This window comes from Ensifer sp. 4252 (assembly GCF_050434565.1).
In the GTDB taxonomy this organism is placed as follows: domain Bacteria; phylum Pseudomonadota; class Alphaproteobacteria; order Rhizobiales; family Rhizobiaceae; genus Ensifer.
On sequence record NZ_JBNDIU010000014.1, the window covers coordinates 1 to 18,158 of the forward strand.

9 protein-coding genes and 2 pseudogenes are annotated in these 18,158 nt (G+C 61.3%); 7 read left to right on the plus strand and 4 right to left on the minus strand.

All coding sequences use genetic code 11. The features are described 5' to 3' along the window. Positions 1–190 precede the first annotated feature (190 nt). From ABIE33_RS22675 to ABIE33_RS22685, 3 genes are read right to left on the minus strand one after another with little or no spacing between them, the layout of a single operon-like run. A complete protein-coding gene (locus ABIE33_RS22675; protein ID WP_429129786.1) occupies positions 191–1,150 on the minus strand; it encodes a hypothetical protein in 960 nt (319 codons plus the stop codon). A 1-nt stretch (position 1,151) separates the two neighbouring features. Continuing rightward, positions 1,152–4,652 carry an AAA family ATPase gene (locus ABIE33_RS22680; protein ID WP_429129789.1) on the minus strand — a complete coding sequence of 1,167 codons (3,501 nt, stop codon included), beginning with the start codon at positions 4,650–4,652 and terminating at the stop codon, positions 1,152–1,154. Then, complete coding sequence (locus ABIE33_RS22685) at positions 4,652–5,914, minus strand: metallophosphoesterase family protein (protein WP_429129792.1); 1,263 nt, start codon at positions 5,912–5,914, stop codon at positions 4,652–4,654. Before ABIE33_RS22685 ends, ABIE33_RS22680 begins: the two co-directional genes overlap by 1 nt. Positions 5,915–6,211: 297 nt before the next feature. Here ABIE33_RS22685 and ABIE33_RS22690 point away from each other — a divergent pair. The 6 genes and pseudogenes from ABIE33_RS22690 to pbpC form a co-directional block, all read left to right on the plus strand. Further along, positions 6,212–6,586, plus strand: a pseudogene (locus tag ABIE33_RS22690) (competence protein CoiA); the annotation flags it as partial. A 267-nt stretch (positions 6,587–6,853) separates the two neighbouring features. After that, positions 6,854–7,152, plus strand: a pseudogene (locus ABIE33_RS22695) (transposase); the annotation flags it as partial. Then, positions 7,141–8,472, plus strand: coding sequence for a TniQ family protein (locus ABIE33_RS22700; RefSeq protein ID WP_429130124.1), 1,332 nt, complete (start codon positions 7,141–7,143; stop codon positions 8,470–8,472). The pseudogene ABIE33_RS22695 and the gene ABIE33_RS22700, both read left to right, overlap by 12 nt. A 278-nt stretch (positions 8,473–8,750) precedes the next feature. Further along, positions 8,751–9,416 carry a GntR family transcriptional regulator gene (locus tag ABIE33_RS22705; protein ID WP_429129795.1) on the plus strand — a complete coding sequence of 222 codons (666 nt, stop codon included), beginning with the start codon at positions 8,751–8,753 and terminating at the stop codon, positions 9,414–9,416. A gap of 157 nt (positions 9,417–9,573) precedes the next feature. Then, positions 9,574–15,024 carry an MG2 domain-containing protein gene (locus tag ABIE33_RS22710; protein WP_429130127.1) on the plus strand — a complete coding sequence of 1,817 codons (5,451 nt, stop codon included), beginning with the start codon at positions 9,574–9,576 and terminating at the stop codon, positions 15,022–15,024. A gap of 8 nt (positions 15,025–15,032) precedes the next feature. Beyond that, on the plus strand, positions 15,033–17,114 hold the full coding sequence (gene pbpC, locus ABIE33_RS22715) for a penicillin-binding protein 1C (protein ID WP_429129798.1): 2,082 nt from the start codon (positions 15,033–15,035) through the stop codon (positions 17,112–17,114). A 9-nt stretch (positions 17,115–17,123) separates the two neighbouring features. On the opposite strand, the gene ABIE33_RS22720 is transcribed toward pbpC, so the two are convergent. After that, positions 17,124–17,249 (minus strand): hypothetical protein, encoded by a 126-nt coding sequence (locus tag ABIE33_RS22720; RefSeq protein WP_429129801.1) that lies wholly within the window; start codon positions 17,247–17,249, stop codon positions 17,124–17,126. Positions 17,250–17,430: 181 nt separating this feature from the next. On the opposite strand from ABIE33_RS22720, the gene ABIE33_RS22725 reads away from it, so the two are divergent. Then, positions 17,431–18,090 carry a response regulator gene (locus ABIE33_RS22725; protein ID WP_429129804.1) on the plus strand — a complete coding sequence of 220 codons (660 nt, stop codon included), beginning with the start codon at positions 17,431–17,433 and terminating at the stop codon, positions 18,088–18,090. The last annotated feature ends 68 nt before the right edge of the window (positions 18,091–18,158 follow it).

Below are 18,158 nucleotides of genomic sequence, written 5' to 3' on the forward strand. Positions count from 1 at the left end.
TGCGGTTCGCTGAATCTGCTCGTCTTCATCAAAATCTCCTCGATCATAAAGCCCGAGAAAATTCTACTTTTGAAGTCCGTTATTCGGCGGGGGGATTACCCTGGGCCTGGCTCAAAGCATGGAAGAAATAAAAAGCAAGCTCGCCGGCGCGTTTCTCTGACGCTACCTTATAGCGACACCCAAGCCGACATTAGATTTGCTTCAAGCGCGTCACCTGACGCATACACAGATCGCCGTCAGGATGGCAGCTGGTGTGGATTTCCCCATCGAAGATCCGGAATTCCCGCACATCGGGCACGTCGAACATGTTTAGGGGAAGCGGAACGTCGGCGCGTGGGTTGTGAAAGACCCTGAGGCCATCGCGCAGACTTTCTTTGTAGTCGTTTTTGTTGGCGGATATCGGGATGAGCTCCCAATTGTTCCGAATTCTCGCCGCCTGGAAAACAAAGTCGGCGGTACTTTTGCCAAGTGCGCGCACCTTTCCATAGGTGGCAAGGCTGCTGTAGATGACTGCGCTGACACTCGTAAACTCGTCTCGGTCAAAGATACCAAGAGGAAGCGAGACCTCGCCGTTCTTCAGAAATGATTGCCGCCCGTCAAAATCGTACAGCAATCGCTGCATTGCCACGTCGCCCAATTGAAAGCTGTCCGGCGTGGAGAAGTTGTGGACGGCTATCACGTAGGCTTTGCCTTTTACGTGAGGTAAGCCGCTGTAGCGACTTTGATAAAGCCTCCGCTTGGCATCCAGGCTGTTGTAGAGACGGGCAAGTGTCTCCGTGTACCGTTGCTCTATGTCTTGACCTCCGGTTATGTCGGAGATCGTTCTCAGCCATTCGGGTTTGGCTCCCTGTGCATGACTAGAAATCACGGCTTCGATTACCAGCGGCGCATTCGAGGCGACGAAGTCGGGGGCATCGTGCGAGAAGTCCACCTCGATACCGAGACTTTTTAGAACGGCAAAGAGATAGAGCTCCCACCAACAGGAATTGAACGTCAGCTGGAATTCCTGGACGAACTTACCATCTCTATCGACAAAACCTTCCGCCCATTCCGACAGAACCTCCCTTATATCCCAGTCCGTGTCAGAGAGCAGATTGGTGAAGTTCGGATGCTGGCGAGGGGCCGAAACTACCGGCGTAAAGAGATCCATGCTATTCCGCCGCAGCTACCTGCAGGCCACCTGTCCTCCCGACCTCGTCGAGATCGTGCAGACGAACATTGGGGCAGACCTTCTTCGCGATGTGGGTAAGATGCTTGTGATGGGTGAAGTAGATCACTTGGCCGCGCATCCCCATTTCGGCGAACAGACGAAACGCTTCTTCCGCCCGGAAGTCGTCGAAAGTCTCCATGATGTCGTCCGCGATAAACGGAACCGGAGTCCGCCTGGCGACGAACTCATGGTATCCCGCTACACGGAGCGCCAGATACAACTGCGAACGAGTTCCATCGGATAACTCGTTCGCTGCCTTCGATCCACCGCCGGCTGATACCGCGATAAGGACGTCGCCATCCTTCCCTGGCTGGGCGGCAACGCCATCGTAGGCTCCCCGGCTTATTGTTCGGAATGCTTCGGAAGCTCGGGCCATCATGCCACTCCGGTGGCGGTCTCTGTATAGCTTCAGGCCGTGCTCGGCCGCGGCTACGCCGGCGCGGAGTTCCATATAGCGACGGGCGCTCTCTTCGATTTCGAGGAGAGTAGTCCTGCGCTGCTCGTCCAAAGCAGCCACCTTCTCGTCGCCGCCGATCGCATCTAGGGCATCCCGAGCTTTCGACAGGGCGTGAAAGTGGTCCCGGTATCGGACGTCCTGGTCCTCGAACACAGGAGCAAGCTTGGCGAGTTCGTCCTCCAGAGCTGCCCTATCGACCCCATCAGTCAACTCTTCGACTTCAGACATCGCCTTTACTCCGGCGATTTGAACAAGCTCCAGCTCTGCCTCGGAAATAGAGCCTTCCAGGGCACGACGCTGTGCCGCGAGGTCCATGCAGGCCTCGACCTCGCCGAGCGAGGTGACACCGAAGAACTCCGTCATTTCAGCGACCCGCGCCACAAGGAGTTCCTGCTCGACCTTCATGTGGTGCTGTTTCTGCTGAACCTCTTCGAGATCAAGCAACAGCTTATTACGCCTGTCCGCATGAAGGCCGGCTGCTTTAATCTTGTCATGGATCGCCTGAAACAGCGTCAGAGGCGCCTCGTCGGTCGACACGCCAAGCCTCTCCGCAAGCTCGTGCATCTTCGCTTCGAAGAGCACCTTGTCCAGCTTCATCTTCTCTACGCGATCAACCAAGCCTTCCCTGGTCGTCACAGCCGACCCGAGTTGATCGAGGACGGACAGGATTTCAATCACGGCCCCCACATCCGGAACGTCGCCAAGCTCGTGCAGCCAGCATCCGGCACAGACCGACTGCCACTGCAACCGCCACGCTTCGGCGGCCTTGTGGGCTTGCCCAAGGAGTCGAGTACGCTCAACGATATCTTCCCCAAGCCGTTGCACATGTTCGGCCGCGTGGGCTGCAGCATGATAAGTGTCCAACGCCTCTTCGGCGGCAGCGACAAGCGCATTGTAGTCGGCCGACGAGTTGAAGATCAGGCCAACTTGCCCAAGCGCGGTTACGAACGACCGCTTCGCTTGCTCTACATGGTCGCGAATGTCAGCGACCTCTGCGTCTACGGCCGCGAGCTCAGATCTGGCCTTGAGCGCATGGTCTCGCCTGCGAAACCAATCTTCGAATTCCCAAGGATCGTAGGCGGCTCCTTCTCCAAACGTCAGCTCACCAAGTGATTGCCGGATCTCCGAGAGAACGGCCGCATGACCAGTGCCCGCACTTTCCTGCACCTTCTGCTGGCTTAAAATATCCGCGCCCACGGAAGCACGGCGCAGAAGAAACTGATTTAACCTACCGACCTCCCCGAAGTGGATCAGACGCTGCGCGATTACTTGGTCGTCAGCCCGCATGGCTTCTACGAAGCTATCGGCTGTCGCAGCGTTCAGAGCATTTCGGTGTGCTGCCCAAGCCATTTCCCGCGCCGACCGGGCTGCTACCGCAGCCGCTTCGTCGATGCTTCCTGTCTGCTGGCGGAGGCTCTCGATTTCCGCGTCGAGGCGGCGCGCCTCCGGTTCGAGACGATCGAGTTCGGACCGCGAGGTCCGCTGTTGCTCTTCGGCCAGCGAGTAGCGCGTCTTCCAGCCTTCCAGTCGCGGGCTCGGGGGCTGCGGCAAGGATCCCAAATCCTCTGCGGTTCCCTTCCACGGACGAAGAGCTGTCAACGCCTCTGCGAGCTCCGCCGAAGCGGCATCGCGACGTCGTGCCAAAGAGCGGAGTGCGATATCCTGATCGGATTTCGGCGCTGCCTTGACGATCGCCTGTAGCGCGTCGAATGCCTTCCTCCGATCGGGAGACGCATAAAGTTCGGTGTCAATGCCCTCGCTTTCGCGCGCAAGCGAGCGCTCGACCTTTTCCAGCTCGCCCTGGGCCGCGACAAGCCTTTCATCGACACCTGATTTGGCACCGACCAGCGATCGCAGAGTGCCTACGGTCGCCGCGTCGAGAAGAAGGCGCTCCGGGGTGGCTTCTTCCGGCCTGCCCAATTGAAGCAGCAGACTCTCGATCGACAACTCGGCCGCCCGACCCGCGAGCTTAGGTATGTCTTTGTCCGCAGTCTGGTAGCGGGCTCGAAGTTCCGAGAGCTCATCGATCTGCGATGACGCCTCCAAGGCCGCGGCGTGCACGACGATCCGCGAAATCTCATCTTCGACGGTCCGCACCGAATTCGACGCGTCCTGCAGTTTCACGCGTAGCTCGATTTCCTGCCGCCTGAGCTCGGGCACTTCCCGCCGCCAGGCAGCCGATGGATCGCGGACGATTTCAATCTCGCCAAGTCGGCTCCTGAGCGTTGCAAGCCGCGTCATGACGGGTAGAGCGTTCAGGATACGCTTGATCTCGTCCATCCGCCGTTGCGTGCCCGCCCTTGCGTCGATGGCGTCAGTGTAAAGCCGCGTCAGCCGATCGCGGTCAAGTACGAGGCGCTGGTAATCGCTTGCCTGGAGGTCGAGGGCGTCGCGCTGCTGCTTCAGCTCGACGAGCCGCGCTTTCAACTCTCCCAGTACCCCGCTTTTCGCACGGTACTTGTAGAAGCCGTCGGCGTCTGATCGGATCGATGTCAGCTGCCTGCTCAGGTCAGAAAGCCCCGCGCTCGCTGCGAAAAGCAGTTCCCCGAGGTTGCCCTTGCTCGCGAGGATCGCCTCACCGCCTTTCACGAGGCTTTCGTTGTCGAGCGAAAACATCGTCTTGAAGGCATCGCGATCGATGCCTCCGAGGTCGACGCGGATGTCCTCGTCCGGCACAGGACGCTCCATGTCATCGAGCAGGCTGTTCTGGGGCCGCTTGATCCGGACGAATTCGCGGTCTGCCCCTCCGACGTTGATACTCGCGCCAATGCGCATTGTCGCGTACGGGTGCAGAAAGCTGTACCTGCTGGTGGACCCAATGCTGAAGACGAGATCGAGGATCGCGTCAAAGGTCGTCGATTTTCCCGCCTCGTTGGGACCGTAGACAAGATGGAGGTCGGGCGAGCCGCTCGGGCGGGGTCCAAAGTCCAGAACCCCATCCGTGAATTTGCCGTAGCGAGCAAGATCCAGCCGATTGATCCGCATTATTCCCCCTGCCCGCCGTGTAAACGCGCTACGACTTCCGCTGCTCCTTCGCGGGCGTAGCCGCCCAGAAGATTTTGGAAGGAGCCTTCATCCGCTCCAAAGATATCCCTCAGTTCAGCTGGAAGCTGACCACGCAGCTCTTCCGCGATCGCGGTGAGTTCCTGTTTGTAGGCGGCAGAGGTCAGGACGTCGCCGTCGATGATGGTCGACAACTCTGCGAGCGCGCCACCGCCGCGGCCCATTCCCGGTTCCGTGCACGCAGTCTGCATCTTGTCGATCCAGACGTCTCCGATCATCGCGCCACGAGTTTCCATCTCAGTTCGCAGGAGATCCAAATCGCGCCGAATACGCCATGCGAGGGGGGTGGGTCCGTGAAGCTGGATACGAGCCACGAGATGGTCGGTATTGACCGTCGAGCGCAAAGTTTCGAGTTGCCTCGAAACCTGGCCGACCATTTCGTTCCAATCGCTCGCCTCCGACACGTCGACGACCAGCCTCTCGAACTGCGCGACGCTGGTGTGCCGCTCTTCGACTGTGACCGACCGATCGTCCGCGATCGTGACCAAGGAGACTGACTTGGGGCCATCCTCGTTGATATCGCGCCCCTGGGGCATGCCGGCCATTACGATGGCCGAAGACCCGTCCGCAACAACCGACCGTTTGTGAATATGCCCGAGGGCCCAATACTGAAATCCGCTCTGCTGTAGGTCCCCGACGCTGCAAGGTGCATAGAGGTCGTGCTTTTCAGATCCTCCAAGGCTCGTATGCATGATGCCAATGTTGACCGCACCCGAGATTGGCAACGCGTAGTGGCGGAGCAGGCTCTGAGGAGCGTGTGGCTTTGCAAAGCTCAGTCCGTGGACTGCAACAGGGAAATAGCCGGCGCCCTGATCTACGGCCACCGCTTCGGCGTTCGCCCCGAATACCTTCACCGATTCCGGCATAACAAGCTCGGACGTGATCCTGGACAAGGCGTCGTGATTGCCGCGGATGATGAATGTCCGGATGCCTGCGACGTGGAGGCGATGGAGTTGCTCGGCAAGGAAGCGAGCTGTCTTCATCGATGTCTGGTCGCCGTCGTAGAGATCGCCGGCGAGAACGAGCGCGTCGATCTGCTCTTCCAAGCAAAGATCGATTGTGCGGACGAAAGCACGTCTCGTGGCCAAACCGATGAGATCGGAAAGTTCCGGATTGCGCAGAGCAAGCGTCTTGAGAGGTGAATCCAGATGAACGTCAGCGGTATGCAGGAAGCGATATGCCAATTTTGTCCCTCGTGCATTAACCTGAATTCATACAACACTCGCTGATTCGGGGCGATAGAGAATTCTCTGTTTGTTCCGGTTTTCACAAGACCGCTTTAAGGGGGTGATTGCTTTCCCCGAACGGATCTATTAACTTCTTTGCAGTCGTCAGGCGGCCCCGACGGCTAACGAAGAAGCAGTGCAGGAAGTACCTGCCCCAGGAAGCTCCAAGCGGCATTTAAGCCGCGCCGCCAGCTTTTCCCAATGGAACGATGTCAGCACACGTAGCGGCTGGCTGTCTGCTGTATGGAGCGGAAAATGAAATTTGCGCTTGTAGAAGGGGGTCGCCGTGAGGCGACGCCAGCATCACGTGGCGAATGCCCCATGTGTGGGGTAGCCGTGATTTCGAAATGCGGGACTAAGAAGCTTTGGCACTGGGCGCACCGTAGCGTTCAGATATGCGATCATTGGTGGGAAAGCGAAACCGAATGGCATCGCGCGTGGAAGAATGAATTCCCCGCATCCTATCAGGAAGTGCGGTGCGTCGCCCCCGGTGGAGAACTTCATATTGCCGACGTAAGAACAGAAGCTGGTATTGTACTTGAGTTCCAGCACTCGGACATCTCCGCCTCTGAACGCGCTTCCCGCGAGAACTTCTACGGGAGAATGGTCTGGATAGTGGACGGGGGCCGTGGCAAGAATGACAGCCCCAAGTTTGAAGCTGCCGTCAGAAATGCCATTGTGATCGAGGACGCACCCTTGCGCCTCCTAATGTCCGGTCGGGCCAACCCAGTGCTAGAACGGTGGGCGGGCAGCAGGCGTCCCGTCTTTGTGGATTTCGGAGAGGCGCAATCCGACCTGAGTTTCGTCGCACGCGAAAAGGTTCTATGGTATTCCCCCCGCCGAATAACGGACTTCAAAAGTAGAATTTTCTCGGGCTTTATGATCGAGGAGATTTTGATGAAGACGAGCAGATTCAGCGAACCGCAAATCCTTGCAATCCTGCGCCAGGCGGAGGGCGGCGTTGCCGTTCCTGATCTATGCCGGGAGCACGGGATGAGCACGGCGTCGTTTTATAAATGGCGGGCCAAATATGGCGGCATGGACGCGTCGATGATCAGCCAGATGAAGGCTCTTGAAGACGAGAACCGTCGGCTGAAGAAGATGTATGCGGAGATGAGCATGCAGGCGGAACTGCTCAAAGAGGCTCTTGGAAAAAAGTGACGCGGCCATCTCAACGCCGGGAGATGGCCGGGAAAACCGCGGAGCTGCAGGCATCGCTGACGGTGTTTGACTTTCGATGGTCAATTGCCGTCAGCGGTCACGCACTCTCAAAAGAGTTCGTGGCATGGAACCAGAACCGCGTCTGCCCGGGCTGCATCAAGGACGACGAGGAAGACCTTCCGGGCCGTGCGGGCAACCGGGCGTATTCGAGGCTTCTCTGGCTTCCCCGCTTCGTGCGCGCCTGCCCGGTTCACGGACGCAAGCTCGTCGAAACTGGCGTCTGGAATTGGCAGATGGGCGCGGACTTCGCCGCGCGCCTGCGAACTGCTCGTCGCAGCTTCGACGAACTCCAGCGCGCCAGCCACGAACTCACGGCTACCGACCACGAACGATATCTGGTCGACCGCTTCCAAGGCGGCAGCCCCACTGGACATTGGCTCGACCGCTTTCCGCTTCAGCTAGCGGCTCACCTGCCCAAGCTCGTCGGCTTCGCCCAACACCCGCGGTCGTTCGTCTCCGCGGATCCCTCGGCTCCCGAGCGCGCGGAAGTCGCATCGGAAGGCTTCGCGATCTTGGCCGGCGGCGAGGACGCCTTTCGCGACGTCGTGTTGTCTCTGATCAAGGCGAACTATCGTCCGAGGGAAGAATTCTGTGCCAAGACGATCCTTGGCAACCTGTCGACCGAGCTGCTCGGTCTTCAGGATCATCCCGGATACGCGGATGCTCTGTCGCTTATTCGGGAAACCGCCGCCGACGTCGTGCCGGTGGGCCCATCGGACGACTTCCTCGGCACTTCTGTTCCGCGTCGCATGCATTCACTGCATACGGCCGCTCGCGAGTTCGGGCTGCCGTACACCCTCCTGCGCAAGGCCGTCGAAGAATCCGGGCTAGCCGCCACCGGCGATTTCTGTGGGGTAGTTTTCCCGGCTGCTCCCTTGGCAGAAATCGCCGAAAACCTTCCGGGAAAGACCTCGAGATTGGAAAGCGAGATCACCGCGCATCGCCAGTTTCTCGCGGAAGCCGTTTCTGGCTGGGAGACTTCGACGTACCAGCCCAAAGACTTCATCACCCTTGAACGAGCTTACATCAGGTTGAAGGTTACGCCGTCGGTTGTCGAAGCCCTGATTGACGACGGCTACCTATACCAAGCCCGCGTTCCCACCAAGCACCGGTCCTTTCGTATCCGGGCTCGTGACGTCGCTGAGTTTCAAAGAATCTACATCTCGGAAAGCGAGCTTCGGCATTCAAGGAAATTCAGAAACGATTTCGAGGCGAAAATCAGTAAACTAGGTTTGAAGCCCGCAATCCCGAGTGACAGCGTCGGCACGAATTTCTACCGGATCGACCAAATCTAGGCCGTTCAGATAAGCGCAAAAATGACCTGGCATTTGCCGGGTCTTTTTTTGTGTGCGTAAAATGGGCCAATAGAGGGTTCATTTTGGGCATTCGGCGTTGCCGATTTCGGATTGCGCGCCTATTTTCTTAATGAAATCAATGGCCAAAAAACGCTGTGAGGCAGAGTTGGTTGCTTTCAGCAACGAGCTCTGTTGCCCGACTGCGGGAATGGACCTATGACCAGAACCACGGCAGCTTCCGCACTGCCAGGGACACAAGCCGCCGGGGTTTAGACGCGATGAAACTCGATGCCGTTGATGTCAGGCAAGCCGCTTCTGCGGCCGATATCGTCTACGAGGCATTGCGCAAGGCGATCATCGAGGGCGCGCTCGCCGAAGGGGAGAACCTGCGGCAGGACCAGATCGCCCAGATGTTCAACACCAGCCGCATCCCCGTGCGCGAAGCGCTCTCGCGCCTTGAGCAGCACGGGTTGATCACGACACAACGCTACAAGGGCGCCGTCGTTGCCGGCCTCTCCATCGAGGAAATCGAAGAGATCTTCGAATTTCGTGCGCTGCTGGAGGCAGAGGTCATCCGGCTTGCCGTGCCCAACATGGATCGAAGAACGCTCGAGCTTGCCCGCAGACACTGCGACGAGTTTGGAAAGGAATCCGATTCGGCCAAGTGGGGCGAGACCAACCGGAACTTCCACTACAGCCTCTACGAGGCCGCGCGGCGGCCCTACTACCTGCAGATCGTGCGCGCGTCGCTCGACCGAATCGATCGCTATCTTCGAGCTCAGCTGACGCTGACGGACGGCATGAAGCGCGCGGCGCGCGAGCATGAAGCGATCCTCGAGGCCTGCACCAGGGGCGACGCCGAACTGGCCTCGTCGCTCACCCGAGACCATATCCTCGACGCCGGCCGCTCGCTCGTCGTTTTCCTGAAGGAGCAAAGAGGCTAAGCCCCCTGTCGGTGTGATGTCGCCGTACCAGGACACGCTGTTCGTTCTCGCGTAAATTGTCGTCCAACTCTTGGACGACTGCGGTTGACAAGGCGTCAGGAACCTTGAAAAAGTGAAGCCCTATCGAGACCGGCTGCGTTGGGAGGACTTGATGTCTGTGCGCGCGTTTTTCGGCCTTTCCACTCTTCTTGTTTCTGTTTTGGCCGCTGGATACCCGGCTTTTTCGGCTGAGACCGGCCGTCAGGTCGAGATCACCCAGGATGGTGACTATTTCGGATTCGATCTGCGAACCGAACAGAATGTTTCCCTGGATCAGTGCGAAACCGCCTGCATCGCGGACCAATCCTGCCGTGCATTCACCTACAATCCCAAGGTGAAATGGTGCTTCCTGAAGTCGGACTACAACCAGTTGAACGGCTTTCCGGGCGCCATAGCCGGCAAGATCGTTCAGGCGCAGGCCGTGCAGCCGGATCTCGGCGCCCCGCCGCGACTTTCCTTCCTCTCCGACCAGATCCTTCAGGACGCACGCGACGCCAAGGCGAACCTTTCGCTTGCCGAAGACCAGCAGGGCTTCGGCGTCAATAGCCTGATCGAAACGGCACGCGCCCAGGCGGCTGCCGGCATTATCGACAGCGCCTTGAAGGCGTTCCAGGGGGCGCTTGCGATCACCCCAGAAGACAGTGAGCTTTGGCTTGAAACGGCGCGCACGGCAAACCGTGTCACCGGCAACACCGATGTCGCCACGCAGGCCGCCCTTGCGGCGATCAACGGCTATCAGTTGACCCGCACCGCGGAAAGCCGCGCCCATGCGCTGGCCGTCCTCGCCAAGGCGCTGGAAAATGCCGAGAACTTCCGCGGCGCCCTCAATGCCTACAAGGCAAGCCTCGAACTGGTGCAATCGAAAACGGTCGAGACAGCCTACCTAGATCTGAAGGAGCGCAAGCGCTTCCGCGTCATCGAAAACACCGTTGACGCTGATAGCGCGTCGCCGCGCGCCTGCGTGCAATTTTCCGAGCAGTTGCTGAAGAGCGGCGCCGACTATGCCTCTTTCGTCACGGTGGACGGTGCCGCCGCGAAGGCCGTGGAAGCCAAGGGCGACCAGATCTGCGTCGAGGGGCTATCGCATGGCCAACGCTACAAGCTGACGCTGCGCACCGGCCTGCCCTCGTCGGTCGACGAAGTGCTGGAAGCACCGGTTACTCTTGAAGTCTACGTCAAGGACCGCGGCCAGGTGGTGCGCTTTACCGGCGACAGCTTCGTGCTGCCGTCGACGGCGCGTCGTGGCATTCCTCTGGTTTCCGTCAACACCGACAGCGCCAAGCTCAAGCTCTATCGCATCGGTGACCGCAGCCTGGCGCCGGTGCTACAGAACTCGCAGTTCCTGACGCAGATTGACGGCTACAGCGCCCAACGCATCGAGGATGAGAGCGGCGAACTCGTCTGGCAGGGCACGATCGCCATCGACAGCGTCCTCAACAAGGAAGTGGTCACCAGCTTCCCGGTCGATGAAGCCTTGCCGAAGCGCAAAGCCGGTGTCTACGTGCTGACCGCAGCGTCCGAAACAGGGCTCAGCCAGGACTGGGACGCCCGCGCCACCCAATGGTTCGTCGTCTCCGACATCGGCGTGTCGACCTATGCAGGCACGGATGGCCTCAACGTCTTTGCGCGTTCGCTCGCAACCGCCAAGCCGATCGAAGGCGTCGAGCTGCAGCTTGTCGCCAAGAACAACGAGATCCTCGGGACGGCAACGACCGACAGTGACGGCCGCGCCACCTTCACCGCCGGCCTCATCCGCGGCACGGCCGCGCTGACGCCGGCCGTGATCACCGCCAAGAATGGCGAAGACGATTTCGTCTTCCTTGACATGACCCGGGCCGGCTTCGACCTCTCGGATCGCGGTGTGACCGGCCGCCCTGCCCCCGGCGCAATCGACATTCTGGCCTGGACCGAGCGCGGCATCTACCGCGTCGGCGAAACCGTGCATGCGGCAGCCCTCGCGCGCAACGTCAACGGCGAGGCAATCGAGAACCTGCCGCTCACCTTCGTGTTCCTGCGCCCCGATGGGGTCGAATACCGGCGGATGATCAGCGACGGCGGCAAGCTCGGCGGCCATACGCTCGACCTCGACGTTCAGGCAAACGCCATGCGCGGCACCTGGACGATGCAGATCTTCACTGACCCCAAGGCTTCTCCGATCGGCGAGAAGCAGTTCCTGGTCGACGACTTCGTGCCGGATCGCACGGAATTCGATCTGACCAGCGAAGCAAAGGAGATCGCTGTCGGCGAACCGGTGCAGGTCGCCGTCGACGGACGTTATCTCTACGGCGCGCCGGCCGCCGGCCTTACGCTTGAGGGCGAAGTGGTTCTGAAGCCGACACGCGAAAATGCGGCCTTCAAGGGATATTTCTTCGGCCTTGCCGACGAAGAGGCGAGCGAGGACACGCGCCTGCCGCTGGAAGAACTCGTGCCGCTAGATGACGAGGGCAAGTCGACCTTCGACGTCGCACTCGCCGAAGTGCCGTCGACGACGCAATTGCTGAACGCCAATGTCACGGTGCGCATGCGCGAAGCCGGCGGTCGTGCCGTGGAGCGCTCCTTGACGCTGCCGGTGAAGCCGGAAGGTCCTGTCATCGGCATCAAGCCCGAATTCTCAGGCGACCTTCAGGAAAACTCCGTCGGCAAGTTCCGCGTGATCGCCATCGACGCCGACGGCGGCAAGGCCGCCATGCCCGGCGCGCTCTGGAAGCTCATCAGTGTCGAGCGCAACTATCATTGGTACCGCGACGGAACCGCCTGGAAGTATGAGCCGGTGGTGACCACCAAGCAGGTGGCGAACGGCACGATCGACGTGACCGCCGATGGCGCCGAGATCGCCGTGCCGGTCGGCTGGGGTCGCTACCGTCTTGAAGTTGAAACCGCAGCTCTCGACGGCCCGACATCGAGCGTCGAGTTCGATGCCGGCTGGTATGTCGCCTCGACATCGACCGAAACGCCCGATGGCCTCGAAATCGCGCTCGACAAGGAAAACTACGCTGTCGGCGAGACCGCCAAGCTCAAGGTTTCATCGCGCTTTGCCGGTGAACTGCTGGTGACCGTCGGGACGGAAGACCTGATCACCACAAAGAGCGCGACGATTGCCGCTGAAGGTGGCGAGGTCGATCTGCCTGTCACCGTCGATTGGGGTGCCGGCGCCTATGTGACTGCGACCCTCTATCGCCCTGGTGATGCGCAGGAAAGCCGCATGCCGATGCGCGCGATCGGCATCAAGTGGCTGGCCGTCGATCCGGCCGATCGCAAGCTGGCCGTGACCCTGCAAGCGCCAGAAAAGACCGAGCCGCGCAAACCGCTCGATATCAGTCTGCAGGTGGCGGGTGCCGGCGCCGATGAGGAAGCCTATGTCACGATTGCCGCCGTCGACGTCGGTATCTTGAACCTGACCCGTTATGAAGCCCCGGATCCGGCCGCTTGGTATTTCGGCCAGCGACAACTCGGTCTCGAAATGCGCGATCTTTACGGCCGATTGATCGACGGCTCGCTTGGCGCGACCGGAAAGTTGCGCACCGGCGGCGACGGCGGCCAGGTCGCGCTGCAGGGAAGCCCGCCCACCGAGAAGCTCGTGGCCTTCTTCGAGGGTCCGGTGAGGCTCGACTCGGACGGCAAAGCGACAGTCAGCTTCGATATCCCGCAATTCAACGGCACGGCGCGCATCATGAGCGTCGCCTGGACGAAATCCGGCGTCGGCCATGCCGTCCGCGACGTCGTGATCCGCGATCCGATCGTGGTGACCGCGAGCCTGCCGCGTTTCCTCGCACCGGGAGATCGCGCCGAACTGCGGCTCGATATCGCCAACACCGACGCGCCCGCCGGCGACTACCAGGTACAGCTGACCACCAACGGACCGGTGACGGTAGAACAGGCAGGTCCAAGCGAAACGGTGCGCCTCGATGAGGGCGGCAAGTCGGTCCTGACGCTGCCGCTGGTCGGCCAGCATACAGGCGATGGGCTCGTCACCGTGCAGCTCACCGGCGCTTCCGGGCTTTCACTCGAACAGGCGCTCAACATCCCTGTCCGCCCAGCCACCCTTCCTGTCACGCAGCGGCAGGTGGTTAACCTAGCGGCAGGAAGCAGCCTGACGATCGACGGCCAGTTGCTGGCCGATAGCGTTCTGCAGGGTGCATCGGTGTCGCTGAGCGTTACCCGGTCGGCCGCCTTCGACATCCCCGCGATCCTGATGGCGCTTGACCGCTACCCCTATGGCTGCGCCGAGCAGACGACGAGCCGGGCGCTGCCGCTTCTCTACATGAGCGAACTCGCCAAGCAGTCGGGCCTTCCCGATGATGGCGAGGTGGCGAAGCGGGTGCAGGAAGCGATCTACCGCGTGCTCTCCTACCAGTCGTCATCAGGCAGTTTCGGCCTTTGGGGCCCGGGCTACGGCGACCTCTGGCTCGACGCCTATGTCACAGACTTCCTGACACGCGCTCGCGAACAGAAGTATGACGTGCCCGAGGCAGCGATGGTGCAGGCATTGGAGAACCTGCAGAACGGTCTCGGCTACGACACCAATGTTAGAGATCGCGGCAACGAGATCGCGTATTCGCTCTATGTGCTCGCGCGCAATCGCAAGGCCGCGGTCAACGATATCCGCTATTACGCCAACACGCTGATCAACGACTTCCCAACGCCGCTCGCCAAGGCGCACGTCGCAGCGGCATTGGCGCTCTATGGCGATGCCCAGCGGTCGCAGGAGATCTTTGCGGCGTCCGCCAACATGTCGAGCGGCCTCGTCAATGTCAGCCTGTCGCGTTCCGACTACGGTTCTTCGCTGCGCGACGACGCGGCCGTCCTGGCACTGGCTGCGGAAAGTCGGCCGGTTCCACCGATCATCCCGGAGTTGTCGAAGATCGTCGCCCGCCAATGGGAGCAGAAGAAGTATACCAGCACGCAGGAACAAGCCTGGATGCTGCTTGCTGCGCGCGCCGTTCAGGGCGGTGACGAGGACATGCTGCTCGACGTCAACGGCGCGTCGAAGACCGGCGCTTACGCCGCGCGGATGCCCGGCGATGCGCTGCTGTCGCATCCGGTGGTGATCCGGAACGAGGGGGCGGATGCCGTCTCTGCCGTGGTGACCACGGTTGCCGCCCCGGCCCAGCCGCTCTCTGCCGGCGGCGATGGCTTTGCCATCGAGCGCACCTACTACACGCTCGACGGTGCCGAGGCCAATGTCAGCCAGGCCAGGCAGAACGAACGTTATGTCGTGGTCCTGAAAGTCACCGAGACCAACGATTGGCCGTCCCGCGTGCTTGTGTCGGATCTGCTGCCGGCCGGTTTCCAGATCGATAACCCGAGCCTGGTCGACAGCGCGCAACTGACGAATTTCGAATGGCTCGGCGAAATCACCGCGACGCATACGGAATTCCGCAACGATCGCTTCGTCGCGGCCTTCGACCGCGCAGCCGGCGACAGCCGCGAGCTGACGCTCGCCTATGTCGTCAGGGCAGTGAACCCGGGCGTCTACGATCATCCCGCAGCCAGCGTCGAAGACATGTACCGGCCGCAATTCTCGGCCCGCACCGCGACCGGGCGCATGGAGGTACTGGCAGCGCAATAGGCCTGACGATGTCGATAGGATCAAAACTGCTGATCGCGATCCCCGTCGGCCTGTTGCTGACGGGTCTGTCGGCCTTCGCGCTCGGCAAGGCCGATCAGGCGTTTCCGCCGCCGCTTGAGGCAGCCGGCATCGTGTCTCGCGAGGTCCTCGACGTCGACGGCCAATTGCTTAGGGCCTTTGCAACGCCTGACGGTCTCTGGCGGCTGAAGACGACTGTCGATGACGTCGACCCGCAGTTCCTGCGGATGCTGGTCGCCTATGAAGACCAACGGTTTCGCGAGCACGTCGGGATCGACTTCCTCGCGCTTGGGCGCGCCGCGCTGCAGTTCGTCACCAATGGCCGCATCGTTTCGGGCGCCTCCACCCTTTCGATGCAAGTGGCACGGCTGATCGAGCCGCGCGAGCAGCGAAGCATTGCGGCCAAGCTGCTCCAGATCGCGCGCGCCATCCAGATCGAGCGCCGCCTGTCCAAGAACCAGATTCTCGATCTCTATCTTAGCCATGCCCCCTATGGCGGCAATCTGGAGGGCGTGCGCGCGGCAAGCCTTGCCTGGTTCGGCAAGGAGCCGAAGCGTCTTTCGGCGGGCGAAGCCGCGCTGCTGGTGGCGCTGCCGCAATTGCCGGAGAAGCGCCGACCCGATCGAAATCACACTGCAGCCGAAGCGGCACGCGAGCGTGTCTTGACCCGCATGGCTGTTGCCGAGGTGATCGGCGAAGGCGAGGCCGTGCGCGCGGCGATGACGGCCGTTCCCACCCGCCGCCTGCAGTTGCCGGCCTATGCCGCGCATCTCGCCGAGACGGCGCTGCGCAAGCAGCCAACAGCCGTGCAACACCAAACGACGCTGCGCCGCAATGTCCAACGCGGTCTCGAGGCTGTTGCGCGCGACGGCGCCGCCAAGCTGGGGCCGAGGGTGTCGGTCGCCATGATCATGGCCGACGCACGCACCGGCGAGATCATCGGCGAAGTCGGCTCGGCCGACTATTTCGACGCAAGCCGCTCGGGCTGGATCGACATGACGCGGATCACCCGCTCCCCGGGTTCGACGCTAAAGCCCTTCATTTATGGCCTCGCCTTCGAGGAGGGCCTGGTCAGCCAGGAAACCATCATCGAGGATCGACCGGCGGATTTCTTCGGCTACCGCCCGCGCAATTTCGACATGAGCTATCAAGGCGATGTCAGCGTGCGGCAGGCGCTGCAACTGTCGCTCAATGTGCCGGCCATCCGGCTACTCGACGTCGTCGGCCCTGCCCGGCTGATGGTGCGGTTCCGGCGCGCCGAGGTGAAGCCCGTGCTGCCGGCCGGCGAAGCTCCCGGGCTGGCGATCGGCTTGGGCGGTGTCGGCCTGACGTTGCGCGATCTCGTGCAGCTCTATGCGGGCCTTGCCAACCGCGGCTTCCCGGTACGGCTCGGCGATGGCATCACCGGCACAGCCGGTCTGATCGACGGGGAACCGCTACTTTCCCCCGTTTCCGCCTGGCATGTCTCCGATGTGCTCTCCGCCGTTCTGCCACCAGCGGGAAGCCGCCAGCGCGGCATCGCCTACAAGACTGGCACCAGCTATGGCTACCGCGACGCCTGGTCGGTCGGATACGACGGCCGTTATGTCCTCGGGGTCTGGGTCGGGCGGCCCGACAACGGTGCCGTTCCCGGGCTGACCGGCTATGGCGCGGCTGCTCCCATTCTCTTTGAAGGCTTTGCCAAATCCGGATTGCCGATTACGCCGCTGCCCGACGCGCCGTCAGGCGCCGTGCGCATCTCGCAGACCGAGCTGCCGATCAGCCAGCGCCGTTTTTCGATGACCGCAAGCGGCCTCGTCAACGCCTCGGCGCGCGAGCCGGCACCACAGATCGTCTTTCCGCCCGAGGGTGCACGTGTCGAACTCGGCGCCGGCCAGGACACCATCTCGCCGCTGACCTTGAAGTTGCAAGGCGGCCGCGCGCCCTTCCGGTGGCTCGCAAACGGCAAGCCGCTGCCCGACCCAACCCGCAGGCGAACGACGCAATGGCAGCCGGACGGCGCCGGCTATTCCACGCTCACGGTTATCGACGCCGTCGGCCGGGCCGCCAGCGTTCGCGTCTTTATCGAGTAGATGAGAACCTCATTCGGTTGCGGTCTTGCGCACGCTGCTCACCACGGCGGGAACCGTCAGAATGCCGCCGAGGCGCCCGACTGTCAGCGTATAGGAGGTTGCGATCCGTCCGCGGGCAAGTCTGACGGCATCCACTCCTTCAGGACATAGGCAACCGGGAGTGGAATGATCAAATTTGCGACTAGCATTGCGTAAGATTGACGAAATAGTAGTCCTATCAGGAGAGGTTGCAACCGCTCACGCTGTTTGCGTCGCCTCTGCGCGCGAACCTGTTTATGGTTGCGGGCAATTGCGATATCAATGAAGGATTGCTTACATGTCGAAGGCCATGACCGTCATCGTTGCCGACGACCACGCCATCGTTCGCGAAGGCTTGAAGATGCTGCTTTCGACGATGGCGGGCATATCGGTGGTGGCCGAGGCGGCTGACGGCGAAGCGGTACTGGCGCTTGCCCGCTGCGAGCCGGCAGACCTTCTGGTCCTCGATCTCGGAATGCCTGGTGTGGCGGGCATCCAGTTCATCGCCGACATCAGGGAAATCGCCCCGAGGATGAAAATCCTGGTGCTAACCGCCAATATCGAGCCGCGAACGGTCCGCGCTGCCATCGATGCCGGCGCCAACGGTTATCTCACGAAGAACGGCGACCCGGCCGAGCTTGCCGATGCCGTTGACGCGCTTGGCGCCAACGAAATCTACCTCGCACAATCGATACGCTTTGCCGTCAGCAACCCGGAGCGACAGACCTTGCCATCCGCAACCGACGAAGCGCTTTCGCCCATTCCCCTGACCCGGCGGGAGATGCAGATCCTTTCGCTCGCGGCACAGGGCCTGACAGCGCGCGAAATTGCCGAACGGCTTGGCATCAGCCCGCTCACGGCGCGTAAGCACCGCGAAAACCTGATGCGCAAGCTCAGCCTGCATAGCGCCGCCGAGCTCGCCGCCTACGCGGTGCGCATCGGTCTGCCCATCGGCTGAAATCCACCTACCGCGTCGGCTCCATCGGTGACATTCCCTTAACCACCCCATCATTAGCCGCAGGTTCG

Excerpts from the sequence above, each read along its gene's own strand:
- ABIE33_RS22675 (WP_429129786.1), bottom strand. The coding sequence starts at position 1,150 with ATGGATCTCTTTACGCCGGTAGTTTCGGCCCCTCGCCAGCATCCGAAC.
- ABIE33_RS22680 (WP_429129789.1), bottom strand. The coding sequence starts at position 4,652 with ATGCGGATCAATCGGCTGGATCTTGCTCGCTACGGCAAATTCACGGAT.
- ABIE33_RS22700 (WP_429130124.1), top strand. The coding sequence starts at position 7,141 with ATGGCCGGGAAAACCGCGGAGCTGCAGGCATCGCTGACGGTGTTTGAC.
- ABIE33_RS22705 (WP_429129795.1), top strand. The coding sequence starts at position 8,751 with ATGAAACTCGATGCCGTTGATGTCAGGCAAGCCGCTTCTGCGGCCGAT.
- pbpC (WP_429129798.1), top strand. The coding sequence starts at position 15,033 with ATGTCGATAGGATCAAAACTGCTGATCGCGATCCCCGTCGGCCTGTTG.
- ABIE33_RS22725 (WP_429129804.1), top strand. The coding sequence starts at position 17,431 with ATGTCGAAGGCCATGACCGTCATCGTTGCCGACGACCACGCCATCGTT.